We start from the raw sequence: 22235 nt of genomic DNA, 5'->3' as shown, positions 1-22235 counted from the left end.
TTGAGGGCGGGAATATGAAGGAGTTGTCTAGTGGTGTATGACCAGAACCGTCCGGATGACCAGCGTCCGAGCGGGGAGGAACGGGCAGCCCGCAGGCGGATCGGCAGGTCCTGGGGCCCGCCGGCCGACGAGGGCGCCGAGACCGCCGACGCGGCCCGCCAGGGGGCGGCCCAGGCGCCCGAGCAGTACCGGTTCGACCCGGACCGCGGACGGCGCCACCGCTACAGCGAGGACCCCACCGGACAGGTCCCGAACGTCCCGGTCGAGATGACCGAGACGGGCCCGATGGTCCCGGCGACCCGCCGCCCCTCGCCCGGCGAGCAGTTCGACCCGATCCCCGCGGCTCCCCAGACTCCGCAAGGCCCCCAAGGCTTCCAGGCCGACCCGGTCCCGGTGAACCCGTTCGCCCCGCCCGCGCCGGGCCAGGACCGCCCCGCCCGCCAGGAGTACGCCCCGCCGCCCGCCCAGGAGTTCGGCTCCCAGCCCCACGCCGCGCCCCCGCCCCCCGCGGCCCCCGAGCACACCGCGCCGCCGAGCCAGCCGGCCCAGCAGTTCTACAGCGCCCCCGCCCCCGAGTTCGGCGCCCCGCAGCAGCACCCCGGCTACAGCGCCCCGCCGCTCCCGGGCGACTACGCGCCCCCGCAGCCGACCCCCGCGCCGCCCGGCCCCAACCAGGAGTTCGTCCAGTCCCCGGCACCCGAACCCCAAGCGCCGCAGCAGCAGTACAGCGCCCCGACCCAGCACACCGGCCCCATCGAGCTCCCGCAGGCCGCCGCGCCGAGCGCCCCGGCCTTCGCGCCGCCGGCCCCGAAGCAGGAGTTCCCCCCGCCCCCGGGCGCCGACCAGCAGTACAACCCCGCGCCGGGCCCGAACCAGGAGTTCGCCGCCACCCCCGGCCAGGAGTTCCCCGCGCCCGCCGGGAACCAGGAGTTCGGCACCCCGCCCGGCCCGAACCAGCAGCGCCCCGCGCCGCCCGAGCCGCGGGCCCCCGAGGCCGCCTCGGCCCCGCCCGCGCCGCCGCAGCCCGCCGAGACCCGCCGGNCACGCGCCCGCCGCCCGCACCGAGCGCCCCCCCCACCCCGCCGCCGCCGACCCCGCCCCCCGCGGTCGAGCAGCAGACCGACCAGTTCCCGATCGTGCAGCCGCCGCTCACCGAGGTCTCGCCCGCGGCGGTCCCCAGCCCGCCCGTCACCGAGCAGGCCCCGCTGCGCACGTCCCCCGCGAACCGGCCGCCCATCGCCGAACCCACCCCGCCCGCGCCCCTGGAGAGCACAGGACCCATGCCAGGAGCCGCGCACCCGGCCGGCACCGTCGGCGCACCCGACACCGAGTCGGCCCGCCTCGTCGACGCGGTCCGCCAGGTCCCCGGCGTCCGCGACGCCTTCCACGTGACCGCCCCCGACGGCGCCTCCAGCCTGCGGCTGGAGCTCGAGGAGGGCGTCGACCCCGACGAGGTCCACGCGGTCGTCTCCGCCGTCGTCAACGAGCAGCGCGCCGTCGAACCCGGCCCCCAGTCCTCCGAGGAGCCCGAGATCCGCGGTCACGTCGAGCCCGCCCCCACCGACATCGAGGTCGCCGCCGTCGGCCCCGTCGAACTGCGCCGCGTCGAGATCGAGTCCGCCGGCCTCGAAGCCGAAGTGAGCGTCACGCTCGCCCTCGGCGGCACCGAGTCCACCGGCAAGGTCGCCGTCCCGCCCATCGACTGGCACATCCAGCACGCCGCCGCCGCGGCCACAGTGGAGGCACTGCGCCCCCGCCTCGGCGCCGGCGACGTCCGCGTCGAGGTCGAGCACGCCTCGATCGTCCCCACCGGGCCGGTCAAGACCGCCGTCGTGGTCATCCTCTGGCTCGACGGCCGGTCCGTGCGCCGCCTCTCCGGGGCCGCGGTGGTGACCGCCGAGCGCGCCCGCGCGGTGGTTTCGGCTACTTTGGGCGCGCTGGCAGCCGAAGTGGCACACTAGCCCTCATGAAACGGGCGCGGCTGGTCGACGCCGGGGAGGTCCGAAATCCCCGGCGGCCGCACTCGCCGTGGCCCGGAATGGAGCACCAGGTCAGCCGCCGACGCCTCTTCATCAGGCACACGCCGCCGACCGCGCCCGGCGCCGAGTCCGCGGTGTTCGTCCACGGGCTCGGCGGCTCGGCCCAGAACTGGACCGACCTCGCCGACGCGCTCTCCGACCGGCTCCGCATCGACGCGATCGACCTCCCCGGCTTCGGCCACTCGGCCCCGGCCCCGCGCGCCACGATCCCGCTGCTCGCGCAGGACGTCGCCGCCTGGATCACCGAGTCCGGCCGCGGCCCCGTCCACCTCGCCGGCCACTCGCTCGGCGGCGCGGTCTCGGTCTACCTCGCGGCGACCCGCCCGAACCTGGTCCGCACCCTCACGCTCGTCTCGCCCGCGATGCCCTTCGGCAACCCGCGGCGCTCCCACCAGTCCCGCTACCTGCCGATGCTCGCCGTCCCCAACATCGCCTGGCTCGCCGACCGCGCCATGCGCGGCCGCACCCCGCAGCAGGTCGTCGACGACATCATCCGCGGCACCTGGGCCGACCCCGACTCGATCCACCCGCAGCGCCGCCGCGAGGCGATCGCCGAGGCCCGGCACCGGCTCGCCGTCCCGTGGAACAACCGCGCCTACTTCCAGACCTACCGCGGCCTCATGGCCTCGTTCATGCAGTGCCTGGTTCCCGGCACGAACTCGCTGTGGCGCCTCGCCCGCGAGATCCAGTGCCCGGCCCTCGTCGTGTGGGGCAAGCAGGACCACGTCATCGACGTCCGCCAGGCCCCGCCCGCGGCGCTGGCGATCCCCGACTCGCGGCTGCTCATCCTCGACCGGACCGGGCACGTGGCGATGATGGAGCGCCCGCAGGCGGTCGCCAGGGCGATGGCCGCGATGCTCGACGAGGTGAACGACGGGGCGCCCGAAGACGCGAGGGACGTTCTGACCACATTGTGAACTCACACATTCGCCGGGCCTGGGCCCTGTGAGCCCTGCCAGGACTTAGACTCGCCGGTGTGACTGAGGGACGGCTGGATCGCAACCGCAGGCTCCGCAGACGACGGCGCTTCGTGCTGTTCGCGATCCTCGTCCTCATGGCCGGAACCGGCGCGTTCTTCGCCCTCGGCGCCGCCGTGACCGGCGGCCAGCCGCAGGCCCTCGACGAGGACGACCGGGCGGTCGCGACCTCTGCGGCGCCCGATCCCGGCGACACGGTCCCGTCGGCGACGGTCTCGCCCTCGCCCGAGCCCGCGGCCGTGCCCCTGTACTTCTCGGGGACCGGGACCTGGACGTACGCCGAGCCGACGAGCACCGACGTGTTCGGCGACGCGGGCACCCTGCTGCAGTACAACATCGCCGTCGAGAACGGCATCGAGCTGGACGCCGCGGCGTTCAGCGACTTCGTGCACGCGACCCTCGCCGACCCCCGCTCGTGGACCGCCGGCGGCGGCTGGCGCTTCCAGCAGGTCGGCGGCGGCGACGCGGACTTCACGGTCTACCTCGCCAGCCCCGAGCAGCGCTCGTACCTGTGCGGTTCGCAGAACACCACGGTCTCGTGCCGCAACGGCGACAACGTCGTCATCAACTCGGCCCGCTGGATCACCGGCGTCGAGCACTGGGACGGCACGCTCGACTCGTACCGCCAGTACGCGGTGAACCACGAGGTCGGCCACCGCCTCGGCCACGGCCACGAGGTCTGCCCCGGCGACGGCGAGGTCTCGCCGGTCATGGCCCAGCAGACCTACCAGCTCGCGGGCTGCACCGGCAACGCCTGGCCCTTCCCGGACGGCGAGACGTACGTGTCCGGTCCGGCAGGCGACTACAACGGCCCGGACCTGCCCCCCGACGACTTCGTCGACCAGTAGGGATCCCGCCATCCGGGACGATCGATCCCACTGAGTGAATCTCGGCACACCGGTGTTCCCGCTGGAATATCCGCAGCGCCCGCAGGCATTATTGAAGGCATGAGTTTGCCGCCGCTGGTCGAACCAGCCTCCGAGCTGTCGGTTGACGAGGTGCGCCGCTATTCGCGCCACCTCATCATCCCCGACGTCGCCATGGACGGTCAGAAACGACTCAAGAACGCCAAGGTGCTCTGCGTGGGCGCGGGCGGCCTCGGGTCCCCCGCGCTGATGTACCTGGCCGCGGCCGGGGTCGGCACCATCGGCATCGCGGAGTTCGACACCGTCGACGAGTCGAACCTCCAGCGCCAGATCATCCACGGCCAGTCGGACATCGGCCGCCCGAAGTCCGAGTCCGCGGCCGCGTCGATCCGCGAGATCAACCCGTACGTGAACGTGGTCATCCACAACACGGTGCTCGACAACGACAACGTCTTCGAGATCTTCGAGCAGTACGACCTCATCGTCGACGGCACCGACAACTTCGCCACCCGCTACATGGTCAACGACGCCGCGGTCCTGCTCGGCAAGCCCTACGTGTGGGGCTCGATCTACCGCTTCGACGGCCAGGCGAGCGTCTTCTGGGCCGACCACGGCCCGTGCTACCGCTGCCTCTACCCCGAGCCCCCGCCGCCCGGCATGGTCCCCAGCTGCGCCGAGGGCGGCGTCCTGGGCGTGCTGTGCGCCTCGATCGGCTCGATCCAGACCACCGAGGCCATCAAGCTGCTCACCGGGATCGGCGACCCGCTCGTGGGCTCGCTCATGGTCTACGACGCGCTGGAGATGACCTACCGCAAGATCAAGGTCCGCAAGGACCCGAACTGCGCGGTCTGCGGCCCGAACGCCACCGTCAAGGAGCTCATCGACTACGAGGACTTCTGCGGTTCGGTCACCGACGAGGCCGCCGAGGCCGTCGTCGGCTCCACGATCACGGCGCGCGAGCTCGCCGAGTGGATCAAGGAGGGCCGCGACATCGACCTCATCGACGTGCGCGAGCCCGCCGAGTACGAGATCGTGCGCATCCCCGGCTCCCGGCTGATCCCCAAGGGCGACATCGTCTCCGGTGCGGCTCTCAGCGAGCTCCCGACCGAGCGGCAGGCGGTGTTCTACTGCAAGGCCGGCGTCCGCTCGGCCGAGGCCCTGGCCGCCGCGAAGGCCGCCGGGCTGAAGAACGCCGTCCACGTCCAGGGCGGCGTGCTCGGCTGGATCAACCAGGTCGACCCGAGCCTGCCCGCCTACTAGGCGACGGACTCCGAGAAGGCGTGCGGCCGTAGGCCGTACGCCTTTTCCCGTGTCCGCGTTGCCCCGCCCCGCTATGACAATTCAGACATCCCTGGTCGGAGGATTCCCAAGAGGGCGAGTTGACTCCCGAGCGGCCGGTTCCCTAGCCTTGTACGGATGATCCGCAGAAGCGAACCATGCTCCCGTCTGCCCCGTCCCTCCCGTCGCAGCCTCCTGCGGTTCGGGATACCCGCCGCGGCGGCCCTGGCCGGGGCCGGCGCCGTGGCGACGGTCGCCGCGAACGCCTCGGAGCACGGCATCGAGTCCTTCTTCGGCCCGTCCCGCGAGGAGCTCGAAGCGGAGCTCGAGACCCGGATCGACGAGTACCTGGCCTCCACCGGCACGCAGATCGAGGCCTCGGTCGCGATCGAGCGCGGGGACGTGCGCCTCGACTACAACCCCGACCAGACCCACATCACGGCCTCGATCGTCAAGGTCGAGATCATGCTGATGGTCCTGGAGTACTGGGGCTCGGTCGACGCGATCCCGGAGGACCACCGGGAGGCCCTCGACCGCATGATCCGCGAGTCCCACAACGACTCCGCGACCACGCTCTACAACTACCTCGGCGGCGTCGACGCGCTCGTCGCCGCGCACGCGCGGTACGGTCTCCAGGACACCACCCCGGACCCCCAGGGGCGCTGGGGCGTCGGCTGGTCCAGCGCCCCCGATCAGCTCCTCCTGACCGGCCTCGCCCTCACCCGGGGCGTCCTCGACGACGAGCAGACCGAGCTCGCCCGCGAGCTCATGGGCACGGTCGTCGAGGAGCAGGCCTGGGGCGTCTCGGCCGCCGCGAAGGACGGCGAGACCGTCTGGCTCAAGAACGGCTGGGACGTCGAGTCGCAGCTCGGCGGCCTCTGGGTCGTCAACTCGATCGGCGTCCTCGGCGGCGACGGCGACGACCCCGTCTCCCTCGCCGTCCTCACCAGCGGCGCCGTCGACGACGTCGAAGGCGTCCCGGTCGTCGAGGAGATCGCCGTGATCGCCCGCGACGTCGTGCAATACGAATAACCCCATACCCGCACCTCAAGGAAGCACATGACCCTCGAAGCACCCCAAGCGGAACCGTCCCACCGGTCCCGCCGTCCCTCCCGCCGCACCGTCCTGCGCGCCGGCATCCCCGCCGCGATCGCGGCGGCCGGCGCCGGCGCCTGGATCGGCACCGCGGCCTGGGCCGACGGGCCCACCGACACCGAGCTCGCGCTGGAGCTCACCGACCGCATCAAGACCTACGTCGGCACCACCGGCCTCGACCTCACCGTCTCGGTCGCGGCCGCCCGCAACAACCGCACCATCACCGCCAACTGGCGGCGCATCCAGGACACGGCCTCCCTCGTCAAGATGGAGATCCTGCTGATGACGCTGGAGAAGTACGCCTCCGTCTCGGCGATCCCCGCCGAGAAGAAGGAGTGGGCGCGCACGATGATCACCGAGTCGCACAACGACAACGCCACGAAGCTCTACAACTTCCTCGGCGGCTGCTCGGCGCTCTCGGCGGCGCACGTGCGCTACGGCCTCAAGAACACCAAGGCGTCCGCGGACTGCCGCTGGGGCCTGACCACGACCACCGCGACCGACCAGCTCCGGGTCCTCAACCACCTGATGCTCCCGGGCATCCTCAACCAGGAGAAGATCAACTACGCGCGGTCCCTCATGGGGAACGTCGTCGACTCCCAGGACTGGGGCGTCACCGCCGCTGCCGGCGCGTCGGACACCGTGTGGCTCAAGAACGGCTGGGACACCCGCACCTCGCTCGGCGGCCTGTGGGTCGCCCACTCGGTCGGCTACATCAGCATCCCGAACAAGCACGACGTGCGGATGGCGATCCTCACCAGCCGGACGCCCAACTACGCCAAGGGTGTCCAGGTGGTCGAGGAGGTCGCGAAGCTGACCCGCACGGTCATCATGAAGGCCGTCGTCTAGCGCGCGGCGGCAAGCGGAACGGCCCGGTCCATTCAGGACCGGCCCGTTCCGCTTGCGATCGCCTGGTACCGGCTGTGCCGCCGCTACCGTCCCTTCGCTGCGCTCAGCACCGGCTGTGCTGCCGCTACCGTCCCTTCGCTGCGCTCAGTACCGGTAGTGGTCCGGCTTGTACGGGCCCTCGACCTTGACGCCGATGTAGTCCGCCTGGGCCTTCGTGAGGGTCGTCAGCTTGACGCCGAGCGAGTCGAGGTGCAGGCGCGCGACCTCCTCGTCGAGGTGCTTCGGCAGCGTGTACACGCCGACCGGGTACTCGTCGAGCTTGGTGTGCAGCTCGATCTGCGCGAGCACCTGGTTGGTGAAGCTGTTGCTCATCACGAAGCTCGGGTGGCCGGTGGCGTTGCCCAGGTTGAGCAGACGGCCCTCGCTGAGCACGATGATCGAGTGCCCGTCGGCGAACTGCCACTCGTGCACCTGCGGCTTGACCTCGAGCTTCTTGATCCCCGGCTCGGCAACGAGGCCGGCCATGTCGATCTCGTTGTCGAAGTGGCCGATGTTGCCCACGATCGCCTGGTGCTTCATCCGGCGCATGTGGTCGACCGAGATGATGTCCTTGTTGCCGGTGGTGGTGACGAAGATGTCGGCGTACTCGACGGCGTCCTCCAGCGTCAGCACCTGGTAGCCGTCCATGGCCGCCTGGAGCGCGCAGATCGGGTCGACCTCGGTGACGACGACGCGCGCGCCCTGGCCTTGCAGCGACTCCGCCGAGCCCTTGCCCACGTCGCCGTAGCCGCAGACCACGGCCACCTTGCCGCCGATGAGCACGTCGGTCGCCCGGTTGATCCCGTCGACGAGCGAGTGCCGCACGCCGTACTTGTTGTCGAACTTCGACTTCGTCACCGAGTCGTTGACGTTGATCGCCGGGAACGGCAGGCGCCCCTCGCGCTCCAGCTCGTACAGGCGGTGCACGCCGGTGGTGGTCTCCTCGGTGACCCCCTTGACCTCGGCGGCCTTGCGGGAGAAGCGCGCCGGGTCCTCCTTGAGGGAGCGGGCCAGCAGCGCGAGCACCACGGCCTCCTCCTCGCTGTCGGCGGTCGACGCGTCCGGGACGGCCCCGCCGGCCTCGAACTTCGCGCCGTTGACGACGAGCATCGTCGCGTCGCCGCCGTCGTCGAGGATCAGGTTCGGCTCCTCGCCGCCCCAGTCGAGGGCGCGCTCGGTGCACCACCAGTACTCCTCGAGCGTCTCGCCCTTCCACGCGAACACCGGGACGCCCTGCGGGGCGTCCGGGGTGCCCTGCCCGACCGCGATCGCGGCGGCGGCGTGGTCCTGGGTGGAGAAGATGTTGCACGACGCCCAGCGGACGCGCGCGCCGAGCGCGGTCAGCGTCTCGATGAGCACCGCGGTCTGGATCGTCATGTGCAGCGAACCGGTGATGCGGGCACCCTCCAGCGGGCGGTCCGCGCCGTAGCGCTCGCGCAGGGCCATCAGGCCGGGCATCTCGTGTTCGGCCAGGCGGATCTCGTGGCGGCCGAAGTCGGCCAGCTTGAGATCGGCGACCTTGTAGTCGTCGGCTCGCAGCGTGTTCGTCATGCCTGAAATGCTACGCGCCGCCCCATGGGCCCCAGCCGAACGGCCCCGTGGCGCCAGCCACCCGCCTGGTGCTCCTGGGGCGCGCGTGGCAGGCGACACGGAAAAAAATTTGCCGCAACCGCTGTTTCTGCTTGACACTGCTGAGGCGGTGGGTAATATTGCAGATACGCAGCGTCACGGAGATGCGGGAATCCACAGGGTTCCAGACCATCGCCGCAGGCGCCGCGGGGAAACCAAACCGGGGGGAGTGCCGGGCGGTCTGGGGTGGCCGCCCGGCACATTTTTGCGCGAATTGGCAAGCGCTATCCTGAAATTCGATTGCGGGCCCTTCCGAAATGCGGGAAGGTCGGGTCGTGAGCAACCCTGACATCGACATCGTTCTGATCGACCCGCTGAACCGCGAGCAGGTCGACGGCTGGATCGCGCTCCAGCGCGCCGTCGTCGAGCACGACCTGCCCGGCGAACCGCTGCCCAGCCCCGCCCTCCAGCGCCTCCGGCTCCTGCTGTGGCCCGCGTCCCTCGACGTCGAGCGGTACGTCGCCCTCGCCGACGGCGCGATCGTCGGCGCCGTCGAACTGGTCATGGGCACCCAGGACAACCAGCACCTCGTCCAGCCCGACATCGAGGTCCACCCCGGGCACCGCCGCCGCGGCATCGGCACCGCGCTCCTCGAATTCGTCGAGCGCCGCACCGCCGAGCTCGGCCGCGACACGATCCTGACCTCGGCCGTCGACTCCCTCGACGGCGGCCCCCAGTTCGACCACTCCGGCCAGCACTTCGCGAAGGCCCGCGGCTACAAGGTCGTCGACCAGGAGATCCACCGCCGCAACGACCTCACCCTCGTCGGCGACGACGAGCTCGGCCGCCTCTACGCCGACGCCTGGGAGAAGGCCGCCGGCTACGAGCTCGTGCAGTGGATCGACGACTGCCCCGACGAGGTGGTCGACGGGTACGCCGCGCTCTGCGAGCGCATGTACACCGACCCGCCGCAGGGCGAGGAGCTCGACATCCGCCCCGCCGAGTACGACGCCGCCCGCATCCGCGACATCGAGCGAACGCTTCAGGACCGCGCTCAGACCTCGTTCGTGACGGCCGTGCGCCACGTCGAGTCCGGCGAGCTCGCCGGCATGTCCGGCCTGGTCGTCTACCCCGGCGAGGAGCTGCACGCCTGGCAGGACGACACGATCGTGGAGGAGAAGCACCGCGGCCACCGCCTCGGCATGATCCTCAAGATCGCCAACCAGCGCCTGATGCGCCGGTCCCGCCCGCAGATCCGCTACATCCACACCTGGAACGCTGAGGTCAACGACCACATGATCGCGATCAACGAGGCCATCGGCTACCGCGCCCTGTGCCGCGACCTCGACGTCCAGAAGAAGCTCGCGTAGTTCGCAGATTCCCGCGTTGCAATGGGAGACGGGCCGACCGCCGAGCGGTCGGGCCGTTCCGCTGCCCGGGGTCAGGCGCTGGCGATGAAGAGCTCGCCCTCGCCGCTCGCGGTGATCGGGCCGGCCGTGCCCGCGGAGAACGCGGCGCGGCCGGGGGAGAGGGCGGCCTCGCCGGCGTCGTCGGCGACGGTGACGCTGCCGCCGGTCGAGATGCAGATCCGGGGGCCCTCGACGGCGATGGTCTGCGGGCCGCCGGTGAGCTCGACGCGGCGCAGCGAGAAGTCGTCGATCGGGACCGGCCAGGAGCGGACCGGGCCGTCGTCCTCGGCGGCGGTGCGCGGGTCGGGGATGGCCTGGAAGTCGAGGACCCGGAGCAGTTCGGGGACGTCGACGCGCTTGTTCGTGAGGCCGCCGCGGAGCACGTTGTCGCTGGCGGCCATGATCTCGACGCCGAAGCCGTGCAGGTACGCGTGGAGGTTCCCGGCCGGCATGTACACGGCCTCGCCCGGCTGGAGCGTGATGTGGTTGAGCAGCAGGCTCACCAGGACGCCGGGGTCGTCGGGGTAGGAGCGGGCGAGCGACACGAGGTCGGCGCCGTCGGCGCTGTGGAGCTCGGCGGCGGCCTTCGCGGCGGCGTCGATGATCGCGCGGCACTCCTCGCGGGCGAGCCCGAGGAGGTCGGGGACGGCCTTGCGGAGCCCGGCCTTCCGGTCGCGGAGCGTGGCGGCGAGCCCTTCGAGCTCGGGGACGCCGAGCGCCTCGATGTCGGCGGCCGCGTCGAGCGGGTCGCGGAAGCCGCACATGGCGCGGAACTCGGTGAGCGCCACCAGCATCTCGGGCTTGTGGTTGTCGTCCACGTAGTTGCGGTAGGCCGCGTCGATGCCGATGCGCATCTCCCGCTGGTGGCCCGAGTGGGCCTGGCGGGCGTTGGGGTGCGCCTGGAGCGACAGCGGCTTCCCGGCGGCGAGGAGCTTGAGCAGGAACGGGAGCTTCGGGCCGAAGCGCTCGAGGGCGCGGTCGCCGAGCATCGCGGCCGGGTCGGAGGCGATGGCCGCGTCGAGCGGCCGCCCGTCGTGGAGGGTCGAGGGCGCGCTGTGGTGCGCGCCGAACCACTCCTCGGCCTCGGGCAGGTCGGCGGGCACCTCCCGGCCCTGGAGCCTGGCGATGTCGTCCTGCGATCCCCACGCGTAGTTGCGGATGACGCCGTAGAGCCCCTGCACCGCCGCTCCTCACCTGTCCTTCGTCCGAAGTCCCAACTCTATCGGTTCGGCCCTCGCGTCTCTCAGGGCCCTCCGGCGCCGAAGGCCGCGGACGGCGGACCCGTCCACGGCCTTGAGCTGGTGCTCCGCTATTCGGCGCCGAGCGTGAGGTCCTTCATCTCGGAGACGGCCGGGACCCGCATCGGGTCGAGGCCGTGCGCGAGGGCCAGGTACACCGACGCGAAGTCGGGGACGGCGATGAGGGAGGCGAGCCGCTCCAGCGCGCAGCCGCCCTCGGCCGGGAGCACGTCGCAGCGGATGCCGCGGCGCGAGGCCAGGTCGGCGACGGCGTCGGCGCGCCGCGTGTCGGGCTTGGGGGTGGTGTCGTCGCCGTCGAGGCCGTCGTCGCGCATGAGCACGATGCGCAGCCGCGTCAGCTCCTCGTCCTCGTCGGGGTCCGCGAAGATGTCCTTGCGGCCCTCGGCGAGCGATCCGAAGACGCCGTCGAGGAGGCCCACGCGGCCGCGGCCGACCTCGCCGAGCTCGCCGGAGACCACCGGGTAGCGGGAGTTCGCGGCGAGCATGTCGCCGAAGCGGCGGGCGGCGACGCCCGCGAGCGGGCTGGAGCCCCACACGACCGGGACGGAGCCGGCGAGGTTCATCGCGAGCTCCTTCGCCGGGTTGACGTACGCGTCGGCGTCGGGGCGGCACCGCTCGGCGTCCTCGTCGAGCCGGCGGGCGGTCTCGGCGATGTCGGCCTCCACGAGGGCGACGAGGCCGAGTTCCCTGGCGGCCATGAGGACCGGGACGGTGAGCGCCCACAGGCTCAGGCGCGCGGGGGCGCGGCGCGGGACGGCCACGAACGGGGCGCGGGCCCGCTCGGCGAGCGACTGGAGCTCGGAGTCGGGGGCGCCGATGGCGACGAGGCGGGCGCCGCGGCGGGCGGCGGCCTCGGCGGCGGCGAGCGCCTCGGGGCTGCGTCCGGACGCGGAGACGGCGATGACGACGTCGGCCGCGCCGACCCAGCCGGGGACGCCGGCGGACCGGTGCCCGAGGATCGGGACGGGGCAGCGGGGCCCGGCGACGGTGGCGAGGATGTCGCCGGTGCGGGCGGCGGTGCCGACGCCCGCGACGACGACCGCCCGGGGGCGGCCCTCCTCGGCGAGGGCGGCGAGCCCGGCGTCGGCGGCGAGCGCGGCCGACTCGCGCAGCTGCGGTCCGGCCGAGGCGAGCGCCCAGAGGGCTCCGCCGGGCCGGATCGACTCGCTCAGGTCGCCTTCGATGCGGCGTTCGTCGGGGAGCCGGTCGCCGGTGATGCCGGCGATGCCGTCGTCGTCAAGACCCATGCTGTTCCTCCTTGGCCTGTCGCGGCCGTCGCGGTTCGGTTGCCGGGTGGGTTCGCTCGGGGTGCCCGCCGGGCCCGCTCAGTACTGCTCGCCGCCGGCGCCGTTCGCGGTGGCGCCGTCGAGCAGCATCACGGGGATGCCGTCCTCGACGCGGAAGACCTTGGCGCACTCGGAGCAGGTGAGCGCGTTGGTCTCGCGGTCGAACGAGAGCGGGGCGTGGTGGGGCTCGGGGCAGCGCAGCAGTTCGAGGAGCACTGGCTTGGGCGCGGTGGCGGGCATGGGCTAGTTCCTTACGATGCGGAGGATGTCGTCGCGCAGCCGTTCGGTCGAGGCCGTGTCGGGGCCTTCGACGTTCAGCCGCAGCAGCGGTTCGGTGTTGGAGGGGCGCAGGTTGGCCCAGGAGCCGTCTGCGAACTCGACGGTGAGCCCGTCGAGGCGGTCGGTCGCGACGCCGTCCTGGGCGCCGAAGTGGGCGGCGACCTCTTCGATCTTCGCATGCGGGTCGGCGACCTTGGAGTTGATCTCGCCGGAGGCGGTGTAGCGGACGTAGTCCGCGGCCAGCTCGGCGAGGGTCTGGTCCGAGCCGCCGACCGCCGCCAGCACGTGCATGGCGGCGAGCATGCCGGTGTCGGCGAACCAGAACTCCTTGAAGTAGTAGTGCCCGGAGTGCTCGCCGCCGAAGACGGCGTCCTCCTCGGCCATGACCGCCTTGATGTACGAGTGGCCGACGCGGGTGCGCAGCGGGCGGCCGCCGTGCTCGGCGACGATCTCGGGGACGGCCTTGGAGGTGATCAGGTTGTGGCACACCGCGGAGCCGGGGTGCTTGGCGAGTTCGCGGGTGGCGATGAGCGCGGTGATCGCGGAGGGGGTGACGGGCTCGCCGTCGGCGTCCACGACGAAGCAGCGGTCGGCGTCGCCGTCGAAGGCCAGGCCGAGGTCGGCGCCGACCTCCTTGACGCGGGCCTGGAGGTCGACGATGTTGGCCGGCTCGAGCGGGTTCGCCTCGTGGTTGGGGAAGGTCCCGTCGAGCTCGAAGTACAGCGGGTCGATCTCCAGCGGGAGCGCCGCGAGGAGCTGGTCGCCGAGGACGGCGGGGACGGTGTGGCCGCCCATGCCGTTGCCGGCGTCGACGACGACCTTGAGCGGGCGGATGCCGGAGAGGTCCACGAGTTCGCGCATGTAGGCGGCGTACGCGGCGAGGAAGTCCTCCTTCGCGACCGTCCCGGGCGCCTCGGCCTCGGGGGCGGGCTCGCCGTCGATGATCGCCTGGGCCTTGTCGCGGATGTCGGCCAGGCCGGTGTCGAGGCCGATGGGGCGGGCCGCCGGCAGGCACATCTTGAGGCCGTTGTACTCGGCCGGGTTGTGGCTGGCGGTGAACATCGCGCCGGCGACGTCGCGCTGCCCGGCGATGAAGTACAGCATGTCGGTGGAGCACAGGCCGGCCTCGAGGACGTCGGCTCCGGCGCGGGTCGCGCCGCGCGCGAACGCCTCGGCGAAGCCGGGCCCGGAGTCGCGCATGTCGTGGCCGACGGCCCACCGCTTCTCACCGGTGACGGCGACGGCGGCCGCGCCGATCGCCTCCATGACCTCGGGCGTGAGCTGCGAGCCGACGAGTCCGCGGACGTCGTAGGCCTTCACGAATTCACTGAGCTTGGGAGCCACGGTCTATGCCGCCTTTCCGGTCGTGCGGGGCCTGTCGGGGGAGTGGCCTCCGCAGCTCGCCCGCGCCGGTGCGGGAGGGCCGCCCCCGCAGACGAGACTAACCCTGCCCGTCCTCATCGCCGGACACCACCCGGAGGTGACGGCGGGCACCGAATTGGGGGTTCGCGGGCCGGTAGCCCTGGCGCGGAGCCGGTTCGGCCTCCGCGAGGCGGCGGCTCGCCAGGGTGGCGGCGTCGGTGGGCTCGCCGAGGCCGGGATCGGGGTCGTGCCGGTCGCCGACGGCGGCCTCGCGGACGGCGTTGGCCAGGGCGACCAGGTCGTCGTCGGTGGGCATGGGCACGGCGTAGTCGCCCTGGTGCCTGACGAGCTCCCAGCCGTGGGGCACGGTGAGGCGCCGGGCGTGCGCATCGCACAGGTCGTAGCTGTGGGGTTCCCTCGCCGTCGAGAGCGGGCCGACCACAGCGGTCGAATCCGAGTAGATGTATGTCAAAGTGGCCACCGCAGGCTGGCGGCAGCCGTTCCGGGAGCAACGCCGATCCGACCTCACCCCACGAAACTACCACTCGCGGTGTCGAAGTCGGCGTTGCTGACCAGTAGGCACGGATCGATTCGCGGCGCGGGGCGTCTCGGGGGCCGGTTTCGTCCGACCCGGACGCTAAGGTGGCCCCATGCGCAGAGATCGACACGGACGGGGGATGCGGGGGCCGCTGGCGCCCGGGGCCCTGCCGCTGCGGCGCACCCCGGTGGAGGAGTTCGACGCGCTGGTGATGGAGTCGGTCGTCTCGATCGAGCGGCGGCTCGCCGAGACCCTGGGCTCGAAGTTCACCGATCTGCGGCACATCGAGTTCGCGGTCGACGAGGTCCCGCCCGAGCCGCAGACGTACGACGCCGACATCGTCGAGGACCGCGGCGTGCCGCTGTCCAAGCTCTATCCGGCCCAGCCCGGCACGGTCGCGGCCTCGCCGCGGATCGTGCTCTACCGCAGGCCGATCGAGCTGCGCGGCGAGAGCAAGGCGGAGATGGAGTCGCTGGTGCGCTCGGTGCTCACCGAGCAGCTCGCGTCCCTGCTCAACCTCCCGCCGGAGGACCTGGAGCCCTGACCGCCGACGAGGCGAGGGGGCGGACCCTGGCGGTCCCGCCCCCTCATCCGCTCGTAGGGATGCCCGTTACGCGGCCACCGGCACGCGCTCGGTCGCGGGCTCCGTCGCCCGCGGTGCGGCCGGCTCGCCCCTGCGGGGGCCGACCAGTTCGTCCATCAGCGCCTCGCTGCGGAACCCGCCCGTCAGGACCGACTCCGCGAGCGGAGTCTCGGCCGTGAAGGCGAACTCCGACGCGAGCGCGGGGTTGATCATCGGGCTCGGCAGGCACACCACGACCGGCAGCCGCTCGTGGCGCCGGCGCGCCGCTTCCCGGGCCTGTCGCTTGATCTTGCGGCGCTCCCGCTCCGAGAGCCCGCCCCAGATGCCGAATCGCTCGTCGTGGTCGAGTGCGTATTGCAGACAGTTCTCTTTGACCTCGCACCGCGCGCAGATGCGTTTCGCATCCCGCGTGGAGCCCCCCTTCTCGGGGAAGAACGCCTCCGGGTCGGTCTGCGCGCACAATGCGCGAACCTGCCACTCCGGAACGTTACCCAACAGGTCGGCCAAGTAGTCACGGCCGTCCATATACGTCCGCCTCCTCGTTCGCGCACCGGAAACCGGTGCTCCCCCCTTGCAATCACTTGCACGGCACCGGGATGCGGACTCCGGGCGCGGACGCGTCCCCTCCCCTGAAAACGCGTACGGCCCTGCTGCGGGCGCGCCGTTCGCCCGCTGTGGTCTAGTCCTGGTCGAAGCTGTGCTTCTGGAGTTCCCGGTGCCCCGCGGGCGGCCTGAAGATGGGGCCGCGCCGCCTTACTCGTCTCTATGGACGATGAGTGCTCATCGCTATTCGATAACGGTTCGATATCAGACGATAGCGCACAGTGATCCGAACGATGGAAGGACCCCTCAGACTCACGCTTGCGGGGGAACTTACTTGACAACCTCCGCAGTGGAGGTTCGCTCGCGTGAACGGGCCTTGCCGCCGAACACGAGTCCGATTCCCGCGAGTGCGAGCCAGACCCCGTCGAGCACCAGCCGTTCGACCGCCGCCCGAGTGTCGATGAAGACCTGCCCCTCCTCCGCCAGCTGCCCGGCGGCGTCGAATCCGTACCGCGCCGCCGACGACGCCAGCAGCACTCCGATAACGAGGTAGGCGACGAGGACGAGACGGGTCAGCTTCCCGATCACCCGTCCGGGTCGCGTCGCGGGGGCCAGCAGTCCGGCGAGCACCGGGAGCGCGACCGGCAGCACCGAGAAGAAGGTGCCGCGGGCCTCGTCGGTGAACCCGATGCCGGCGGCGCGGCTGAGGTTGTCGTCGCGCGGGTCCAGGTCGGCGCCGAACAGCCACTGCGACAGGGCGACCCCGACGACCGCGACGGCGCAGGCGAGCAGCGCGGCGGCGAGGACGGTGCGGGCGCGCGGCCCGAGCTCCTTGGCCGGCATCAGATCAGGTCGTCCCGCCGCGACTGCTTCAACTCCTCGACCAGGCCTTTCACTTCCTGCGCGCGATCCCTGGGGCACACCAGGAGCGCGTCGGGGGTGTCCACGATGATGAGGTCGTCGACGCCGACCGTGGCGACCAGGCGCCCGCCCGCCGGGACCACGACGTTCCGCTTCGACTCCGTCAGCAGGGCCTCGCCGGAGCCGCGCGGCTCGACGACGACGTTCCCGACCTTGTCGGCGGCCTTGAGGACCTGCCCGAGCGTGTTGTAGTCGCCCACGTCGTGCCAGTCGAAGTCCCCGGGGACGACGCCCACGCGCCCCGCCGCGGCGGCCGGCTCCATGACGGCGTAGTCGATCGAGATCTTCTCCAGCGTCGGCCACAGCTGCGAGAACAGGGCCTCGCGGCCGGTGGAGTCCCAGGCCCGCGCGAGGGTCCGGACCGCGTCGTGCAGGGCCGGGCGGCGGCGGGCGAGCTCGTCGAGGAACACGTCGACCCGCCACACGAACATGCCGGCGTTCCACAGGTAGTTCCCGGCCGACACGTACTCGACCGCCGAGACCTGGTCGGGCTTCTCGACGAACGCCTCCAGCTGGTAACCGGGGCCCACGGCCGCGCCGAGGCGCAGGTAGCCGTAGCCGGTGTCGGGGCCGGTCGGGTTGATCCCGATGGTCATGAGCAGGCCGGTCTCGGCCAGCTCCATCGCGCGCTTCACCGTCTTGGCGAACGCCTCGCCGTCCTGGACCAGGTGGTCGGCGGCGAACGCGCCCATGACCGCGGTCGGCTCGCGCTCGGCGATGACGGCCGCGGCCAGGCTGATCGCGGCCGCGGAGTCGCGGGGGGACGGCTCGACGAGGATGTTGTCGCCGGGCACGTCCGGGAGCTGCCGGGCCACGTCGACCGCGTGCGCGGCGCCGGTGACGACGTAGACCTGGTCGGGGCGCGACAGCAGCCGCACCCGCTCCACGGTCGACTGGAGCAGCGACGAGTCCGTGCCGGTCAGCGGCAGGAGGAACTTGGGTCGTTGCGCGCGAGACAGGGGCCAGAGCCGGGTTCCGGAACCGCCTGCGGGGACCACCGCGTGAAGCATGCCAATAGTCTTGCATGCCGCTCCCACGTGCTCGTTCACCCCCGCGGCGGGCCCGCGGCGGTGACGCGCCAGTTGCCGAAGGGTGAAAGAACGGTCAATTCTCACCGCCCCCCGACTGGGATATCGCTTGCCGTCCTCGGCGGCCCTGCGAAGGCCACCGGAACGGTGCACTCCGCTCGCGCGCCCCGGCCTCCGCGTCCTCGGGACCGCGCCGCGGCGCCGGCCCCGCTATCCTGATGCTGCGGACAGTGCATTGGCCGATGCAATACGTGAGTGCATACAGGACGAACACGGTGCGTGATCACCCTGGTCTTCGCGACGCGGGTGAGCAGTACCTCTTGTTTTACCCCGGTATGCGAATGCATCTCGTTTGCATCGACCCCATAGAATCGCCGCAGTTCCGCCCGCTCAACGAACGAGAACTTCTTAGGAGTACCCCCGTGGCTTACCCGCCTGCCCCGGCGCCCGTCCCCCAGCCCGCCCCCGTGAAGCAGGGCAACGGCTTCGGCGTCACCGCCCTCGTGCTCGGCATCATCGCGATCGCCGGGTTCTGGATTCCGGTCCTCAACGTCATCAGCATCATCCTCGGCGCCCTCGCCCTCATCTTCGGCATCGTCGCGCTCGTCGTCGCCGGCAACCGCGGCGGCAAGGGCAAGGGCTCCGGCTGGACCGGCATCATCCTGGGCGTGCTCGCCATCGCCACCTCCATCATCTGGAACATCGTGTTCTTCAACGCCGCGGGCGACGTCCTCGACGAGGAGTGGCAGCAGGCCTGCGACGACGCCGGGCTGACCGAGGAGGAGTGCGGCGACTGGGAGGACTGGGAGTCCTACGAGACGCCGTAACCTCCGCACACGTGCAAGGGCCGCAACGCGATCGCGTTGCGGCCCTTGCATTCTGCCTTAGAACAGCCGCGGCTGGCTCTCGTCCACCGCCCCGCGCATGTCGTCGTAGTCCAGCACGACGCACCTGATGCCGCGGTCCTCGGCGAGGACGCGGGCCTGCGGCTTGATGGCCTGGGCCGCGAAGACGCCGTCCACCGGGGCGAGCAGCGGGTCGCGGTTGAGCAACTCCAGATACCTGGTCAACTGCTCGACGCCGTCGATCTCCCCGCGGCGCTTGATCTCCACCGCGACGCTCCTGCCGTCCGCATTCCGGCACATGAGGTCCACCGGCCCGATCGCGGTCGGGTACTCCCGCCGCACCAGCGTCCACCCCTTCCCCAGCGGCGCCGTGTCCGCCGCCAGCAGCTCCTGCAGGTGCGCCTCCACCCCGTCCTTCTGCAGCCCCGGGTCGACCCCCAGCTCATGGCTGGAGTCGTGCAGCACCTCTTCGATGGTGATCTTCAGTTGGTCCCCGGTCTTCTTCGACGTCACCGTCCACTCGGTCGCCCCCTCCACCACCGTGCACGGCGGCGTCATCCAGTTCAGCGGCTTGTACGACCCGCCGTCCGCATGAACGAGCACACTCCCATCGGCCTTCCAGATGATCAACCGGACAGCCATCGGCAAATGAGCAGAAAGCCGACCTGTGTAATCAACCTGGCACCGTGCCACCAACAAACGCATGCCGAAGACCCTACCGTCGCGCCCGCGCGGGGCCCGGTCGCGCTCACCTCTCTGAGGTGCGGGCCGGTGATCGGCGGGTCGTGCCGGAGCGAGGCTTGATGGACTCGGCGGTGTTCAGGACTGGTCATAGAGTTTCATCTGTGGATGTTCGATCAGATGACGAAGTACTCGACCGGCTGACACGGCGAGCGCGAGACTTCGTCTACTCGTTCGGGGTGCGGACCGAGCCCCGGCGGCTCGACCTCGCGGGTTGGGTCGACGCTGGCGTTCCTTCGGGACGGGCGCTGGAGTTCCAGCGGTTGTGGGGCGGTCTCGTCCTGCCGCCGGGACCGTTCCATGACGGTGGCCCCAAGTACTTCGATGTCGTCGACCTGGTGCGCGCTGATACCGGTGAGTGGCTGATCGAGATCGGCCCTTCGACCACCGCTGTACCGTACGGGTTCGTGATCGGTCCGGATGGCGCGTTCGGGATCGTCGCGACTGGGTGGGTGCCCCTGCACGCCTCGATTGAGGGCTGGATCGAATCGCTCGCCCTGTCCCACGACGCCTTCACCTTCGCCCAGCAGATCACCCGATTCACCAATACCGCTGTCGACTCGGTCGACCTCGCCGGCCTAGATCGAGTCGAGGAGGTTGAAGGCGTGACCGACACCTGGTGGTGCGGCGGCGGTGTACTCGTCGCATGCTCCTCCGGCGAAGCGGAGGCATTCGATGCACCGCAGACGCGCCAGGTTCTGCGGTACACAGGGGTACCCGACTGGGTTCCGGGCCGCGGTTCGAGGTAGTCGTCGATGCTGGACGGTGGAGGGATGCCGGCTTTCTCAGCCCAGGCTCAGCAGTTTCACCTGGACTGCGCGGTCGCTCTGGAGACGAGGGGCCAGCGGACAAGGCGAGCGGGCCGGCATTCGAGGAGTCGGCGGCGGTGCTGTGCTCGTCGCTCACGCCGTTGACAGGTGGATCTCCACGCGGGCGGGTTCTTCGGGGTCGTCGATGGTGCCCCAGCCGAAGGTGCGGCGGAGGCGCTGCTCCCGGGGGATCGTCATGTTTCTGATGATGCCAGCGGTTATTCGGCGGGGACGAGCTGGTTGACCAGGGACGTGATGAGGGCGTCGGTGCGGGTCTCGTCGAAGAGGTCGGGGAGTGTCAGGCGTTCGATGATGAGCCAGTTCAGCGCCAGGTAGAGGTGGACGACGGTGTCGGCGTCGCCGGGCATGGCGGTGTGGAGGTGGAAGTCGATGTTGTCCTGGAGGTTCGCGCGGATCTGGTCGGTGAGGACGGCGCGGAGTTCGGGGCGGCGGGTGGATTCGAGGCGGAGTTCGAGCATCGCGAGGTGGCCGGAGGGGAAGGCGGTGATGCGGGCGACCATCTCGTGCATGAGGCGGTCGACGGAGGCGCGGGTGCGGGGGAGGGTGAACGTCTCGTCCATGACCTCGGGGCCGGGGTCGAGGCGCTCGAAGACGCGGCGGCCGGCCTGGGTCAGGAGGGTGTCGCGGTTGGGGAAGTAGTTGGAGGCGGTGCCGGTCGGGACCCCCGCGCGCTGGTCGACGGCGCGGAACGTGAGGCCGCGGGCGCCCTGGTCGGCGAGGACTTCGATCGCCGCGTCGAGCAGGGCGGTGCGGCGTTCGGGGTTCTGTCGCATGGGTCTCCTCGTTCCTCGATTGACACCACTCCGAGTGTAGTGGTAAGTTCAAACCACTTCATCCATAGTACTTCAAACGGAGTGTGTATGCGCGAGCTGACCTACTACATCGGCGCCACCATCGACGGCTACATCGCCGGCCCCGGCGGGGAGTTCGACCAGCTCCCCATCGAGCCCGACATCTCGGCCTACATCAACGGGCTGCGGCCCGAGACCATCCCGACCGCGTTCCGCGAGCCCCTCGGGCTCGCCGACGCCCCGAACCTGCTCTACGACACCGTCCTCATGGGACGCGGCACCTACCTGCCGGGACTCGAGTCGGGGAGCCCCAGTCCGTATGCGCACCTGAAGCAGTACGTGTTCTCCGCGAGCCTCGATCCGGTGCTCGCCCCCGACGTCACCTTCGTCGCGGAGCATGCCGTGGAGGTCGTGCGCGAGCTGAAGCGGCAAGAGGGGCAGGGCATCTGGCTCTGCGGCGGCGGGAAGCTCGCCGCCTCGCTCGTCGATGAGATCGACGAGATCGTGCTCAAGCGGTACCCGCTCGTCCTCGGCGGCGGACTCCCGCTGTTCGACGGCCCCTACGCGCCGCTGCGCTTCGACCTGGCCGACAAGCGCGTGTTCGAATCGGGCATGTCGGTCGAGACCTACCGGGCCAGGTAGGCGGCCAGGTTGTCCAGTGAGGACGCCATGCCCGCGGCGTGGTCCTCCGGGCTGATGCCGGCCGGGACCCCGGCGGCACTGATCGCGACCGTGGCGCCTGCAGCGGAGGGCGCCACGGTCCAGGTCATGACTATCGTCCCGGCGAACGCCGGGTCGTCGGAGACGAAGTCGACCTCCTGCACCACCCGCTCGCCGGGCACCAGCTCGACGAAGCGGGCCTCCACCACGTCGGCGTCGGCCGCCGACTTGCCCGGGGCGCCCGCCGCGTCGGCGTACGTCAGGACCATCCGGTACGAGCCGCCCGGCCGTGCGTCGAACCGCTCGAACCGCCCGCTCATGCCCGCCGGCGGGAGCCAGGCGGCGAGCGCCGCGGGGTCGACCAGCGCCGCGTAGGCCCGGTCCGGGGACGCCGCGACGTCCTTGGACGCCTTGTCGATCCTCGTCATGCCCGCACCGTAGCACTCGC

The 22235-nt window shown here is 71.4% G+C and carries 22 protein-coding genes and 1 pseudogene; 11 read left to right on the top strand and 12 right to left on the bottom strand.

Going from position 1 to position 22235, the window contains the following annotated elements; all coding sequences use genetic code 11:
- Nucleotides 1–1280 precede the first annotated feature (1280 nt).
- The 6 genes from ABD419_RS19130 to ABD419_RS19105 all read left to right on the top strand — a co-directional run bounded on the left by ABD419_RS19130 (nt 1281) and on the right by ABD419_RS19105 (nt 7104).
- Complete coding sequence (locus ABD419_RS19130; protein ID WP_344489641.1) at nt 1281–1961, top strand: hypothetical protein; 681 nt, start codon at nt 1281–1283, stop codon at nt 1959–1961.
- 5 nt (nt 1962–1966) lie between these two features.
- On the top strand, nt 1967–2956 hold the full coding sequence (locus tag ABD419_RS19125) for an alpha/beta fold hydrolase (RefSeq protein ID WP_344489639.1): 990 nt from the start codon (nt 1967–1969) through the stop codon (nt 2954–2956).
- A 59-nt stretch (nt 2957–3015) separates the two neighbouring features.
- Nucleotides 3016–3864: a DUF3152 domain-containing protein gene (locus tag ABD419_RS19120; RefSeq protein ID WP_344489636.1), complete on the top strand. Its 849-nt coding sequence runs from the start codon at nt 3016–3018 to the stop codon at nt 3862–3864.
- Nucleotides 3865–3963: 99 nt separating this feature from the next.
- On the top strand, nt 3964–5142 hold the full coding sequence (gene moeZ, locus ABD419_RS19115) for an adenylyltransferase/sulfurtransferase MoeZ (protein ID WP_344489633.1): 1179 nt from the start codon (nt 3964–3966) through the stop codon (nt 5140–5142).
- 156 nt (nt 5143–5298) lie between these two features.
- Nucleotides 5299–6192, top strand: a complete 894-nt coding sequence (locus tag ABD419_RS19110) for a serine hydrolase (protein ID WP_344489630.1) — start codon at nt 5299–5301, stop codon at nt 6190–6192.
- A gap of 27 nt (nt 6193–6219) precedes the next feature.
- Nucleotides 6220–7104 carry a serine hydrolase gene (locus ABD419_RS19105; protein ID WP_344489627.1) on the top strand — a complete coding sequence of 295 codons (885 nt, stop codon included), beginning with the start codon at nt 6220–6222 and terminating at the stop codon, nt 7102–7104.
- 144 nt (nt 7105–7248) lie between these two features.
- On the opposite strand, the gene ahcY is transcribed toward ABD419_RS19105, so the two are convergent.
- A complete protein-coding gene (gene ahcY, locus ABD419_RS19100) occupies nt 7249–8694 on the bottom strand; it encodes an adenosylhomocysteinase (RefSeq protein ID WP_344489624.1) in 1446 nt (481 codons plus the stop codon).
- A 353-nt stretch (nt 8695–9047) separates the two neighbouring features.
- On the opposite strand from ahcY, the gene ABD419_RS19095 reads away from it, so the two are divergent.
- Nucleotides 9048–10082, top strand: a complete 1035-nt coding sequence (locus ABD419_RS19095; protein ID WP_344489621.1) for a GNAT family N-acetyltransferase — start codon at nt 9048–9050, stop codon at nt 10080–10082.
- A gap of 71 nt (nt 10083–10153) precedes the next feature.
- On the opposite strand, the gene manA is transcribed toward ABD419_RS19095, so the two are convergent.
- The 5 genes from manA to ABD419_RS19070 all read right to left on the bottom strand — a co-directional run bounded on the left by manA (nt 10154) and on the right by ABD419_RS19070 (nt 14836).
- Nucleotides 10154–11302 (bottom strand): mannose-6-phosphate isomerase, class I, encoded by a 1149-nt coding sequence (gene manA, locus ABD419_RS19090; protein WP_344489618.1) that lies wholly within the window; start codon nt 11300–11302, stop codon nt 10154–10156.
- A 128-nt stretch (nt 11303–11430) separates the two neighbouring features.
- Nucleotides 11431–12627, bottom strand: a complete 1197-nt coding sequence (locus ABD419_RS19085) for an SIS domain-containing protein (protein ID WP_344489615.1) — start codon at nt 12625–12627, stop codon at nt 11431–11433.
- Between the two features lie 78 nt (nt 12628–12705).
- A complete protein-coding gene (locus ABD419_RS19080; protein ID WP_344489612.1) occupies nt 12706–12906 on the bottom strand; it encodes a Trm112 family protein in 201 nt (66 codons plus the stop codon).
- Nucleotides 12907–12909: 3 nt separating this feature from the next.
- The gene (locus ABD419_RS19075) at nt 12910–14289 is read right to left on the bottom strand and encodes a phosphomannomutase/phosphoglucomutase (RefSeq protein ID WP_344489608.1); all 1380 of its coding nucleotides are present in this window, start codon (nt 14287–14289) and stop codon (nt 12910–12912) included.
- A 97-nt stretch (nt 14290–14386) separates the two neighbouring features.
- Nucleotides 14387–14836, bottom strand: coding sequence for a DUF3499 domain-containing protein (locus ABD419_RS19070; RefSeq protein WP_344489605.1), 450 nt, complete (start codon nt 14834–14836; stop codon nt 14387–14389).
- Nucleotides 14837–14957: 121 nt separating this feature from the next.
- Between ABD419_RS19070 and ABD419_RS19065 the strand changes: the two genes are divergently transcribed.
- Nucleotides 14958–15389 (top strand): metallopeptidase family protein, encoded by a 432-nt coding sequence (locus ABD419_RS19065; RefSeq protein ID WP_344489602.1) that lies wholly within the window; start codon nt 14958–14960, stop codon nt 15387–15389.
- Nucleotides 15390–15701: 312 nt separating this feature from the next.
- Here the strand turns inward: ABD419_RS19065 and ABD419_RS19060 are convergent.
- From ABD419_RS19060 to ABD419_RS19050, 3 genes and pseudogenes are all read right to left on the bottom strand, one after another.
- Nucleotides 15702–15953: pseudogene (locus ABD419_RS19060) on the bottom strand (WhiB family transcriptional regulator); the annotation flags it as partial.
- A gap of 348 nt (nt 15954–16301) precedes the next feature.
- A complete protein-coding gene (locus tag ABD419_RS19055; RefSeq protein WP_344489599.1) occupies nt 16302–16814 on the bottom strand; it encodes a hypothetical protein in 513 nt (170 codons plus the stop codon).
- Complete coding sequence (locus ABD419_RS19050; RefSeq protein ID WP_344489596.1) at nt 16814–17902, bottom strand: mannose-1-phosphate guanylyltransferase; 1089 nt, start codon at nt 17900–17902, stop codon at nt 16814–16816. Before ABD419_RS19050 ends, ABD419_RS19055 begins: the two co-directional genes overlap by 1 nt.
- A gap of 440 nt (nt 17903–18342) precedes the next feature.
- Here ABD419_RS19050 and ABD419_RS19045 point away from each other — a divergent pair, with 440 nt between their 5' ends.
- Nucleotides 18343–18747: a DUF4190 domain-containing protein gene (locus tag ABD419_RS19045; protein WP_344489593.1), complete on the top strand. Its 405-nt coding sequence runs from the start codon at nt 18343–18345 to the stop codon at nt 18745–18747.
- 57 nt (nt 18748–18804) lie between these two features.
- Here the strand turns inward: ABD419_RS19045 and nucS are convergent, their stop codons facing one another.
- Complete coding sequence (gene nucS / locus ABD419_RS19040) at nt 18805–19470, bottom strand: endonuclease NucS (protein ID WP_344489590.1); 666 nt, start codon at nt 19468–19470, stop codon at nt 18805–18807.
- A gap of 140 nt (nt 19471–19610) precedes the next feature.
- On the opposite strand from nucS, the gene ABD419_RS19035 reads away from it, so the two are divergent.
- On the top strand, nt 19611–20255 hold the full coding sequence (locus tag ABD419_RS19035) for a hypothetical protein (protein WP_344489587.1): 645 nt from the start codon (nt 19611–19613) through the stop codon (nt 20253–20255).
- Nucleotides 20256–20533: 278 nt separating this feature from the next.
- Here ABD419_RS19035 and ABD419_RS19030 read toward each other — a convergent pair whose 3' ends face one another.
- Nucleotides 20534–21109 (bottom strand): TetR/AcrR family transcriptional regulator, encoded by a 576-nt coding sequence (locus ABD419_RS19030; protein WP_344489584.1) that lies wholly within the window; start codon nt 21107–21109, stop codon nt 20534–20536.
- Nucleotides 21110–21196: 87 nt separating this feature from the next.
- On the opposite strand from ABD419_RS19030, the gene ABD419_RS19025 reads away from it, so the two are divergent.
- Complete coding sequence (locus tag ABD419_RS19025; RefSeq protein WP_344489581.1) at nt 21197–21769, top strand: dihydrofolate reductase family protein; 573 nt, start codon at nt 21197–21199, stop codon at nt 21767–21769.
- Here ABD419_RS19025 and ABD419_RS19020 read toward each other — a convergent pair.
- On the bottom strand, nt 21754–22215 hold the full coding sequence (locus tag ABD419_RS19020; RefSeq protein ID WP_344489578.1) for an SRPBCC domain-containing protein: 462 nt from the start codon (nt 22213–22215) through the stop codon (nt 21754–21756). The two genes, ABD419_RS19025 and ABD419_RS19020, sit on opposite strands and share 16 nt — an antisense overlap.
- Nucleotides 22216–22235: the final 20 nt, after the last annotated feature.

It is taken from the genome of Glycomyces endophyticus (genome assembly GCF_039531525.1).
GTDB classification, from domain to species: Bacteria; Actinomycetota; Actinomycetes; order Mycobacteriales; family Micromonosporaceae; genus Glycomyces; species Glycomyces endophyticus.
The sequence above is the reverse complement of the archived record's forward strand: the minus strand, read 5'-3'. Positions and strand labels throughout refer to the sequence as shown.

Bases quoted from the DNA above. Each gene is read 5' to 3' on its own strand.
- ABD419_RS19130 (WP_344489641.1), top strand. From the start codon at position 1,281: ATGCCAGGAGCCGCGCACCCGGCCGGCACCGTCGGCGCACCCGACACC.
- ABD419_RS19125 (WP_344489639.1), top strand. From the start codon at position 1,967: ATGAAACGGGCGCGGCTGGTCGACGCCGGGGAGGTCCGAAATCCCCGG.
- moeZ (WP_344489633.1), top strand. From the start codon at position 3,964: ATGAGTTTGCCGCCGCTGGTCGAACCAGCCTCCGAGCTGTCGGTTGAC.
- ABD419_RS19110 (WP_344489630.1), top strand. From the start codon at position 5,299: ATGATCCGCAGAAGCGAACCATGCTCCCGTCTGCCCCGTCCCTCCCGT.
- ABD419_RS19105 (WP_344489627.1), top strand. From the start codon at position 6,220: ATGACCCTCGAAGCACCCCAAGCGGAACCGTCCCACCGGTCCCGCCGT.
- ahcY (WP_344489624.1), bottom strand. From the start codon at position 8,694: ATGACGAACACGCTGCGAGCCGACGACTACAAGGTCGCCGATCTCAAG.
- ABD419_RS19085 (WP_344489615.1), bottom strand. From the start codon at position 12,627: ATGGGTCTTGACGACGACGGCATCGCCGGCATCACCGGCGACCGGCTC.
- ABD419_RS19080 (WP_344489612.1), bottom strand. From the start codon at position 12,906: ATGCCCGCCACCGCGCCCAAGCCAGTGCTCCTCGAACTGCTGCGCTGC.
- ABD419_RS19065 (WP_344489602.1), top strand. From the start codon at position 14,958: ATGCGCAGAGATCGACACGGACGGGGGATGCGGGGGCCGCTGGCGCCC.
- ABD419_RS19055 (WP_344489599.1), bottom strand. From the start codon at position 16,814: ATGCCGGCCAAGGAGCTCGGGCCGCGCGCCCGCACCGTCCTCGCCGCC.
- ABD419_RS19050 (WP_344489596.1), bottom strand. From the start codon at position 17,902: ATGCTTCACGCGGTGGTCCCCGCAGGCGGTTCCGGAACCCGGCTCTGG.
- nucS (WP_344489590.1), bottom strand. From the start codon at position 19,470: ATGCGTTTGTTGGTGGCACGGTGCCAGGTTGATTACACAGGTCGGCTT.
- ABD419_RS19030 (WP_344489584.1), bottom strand. From the start codon at position 21,109: ATGCGACAGAACCCCGAACGCCGCACCGCCCTGCTCGACGCGGCGATC.
- ABD419_RS19025 (WP_344489581.1), top strand. From the start codon at position 21,197: ATGCGCGAGCTGACCTACTACATCGGCGCCACCATCGACGGCTACATC.
- ABD419_RS19020 (WP_344489578.1), bottom strand. From the start codon at position 22,215: ATGACGAGGATCGACAAGGCGTCCAAGGACGTCGCGGCGTCCCCGGAC.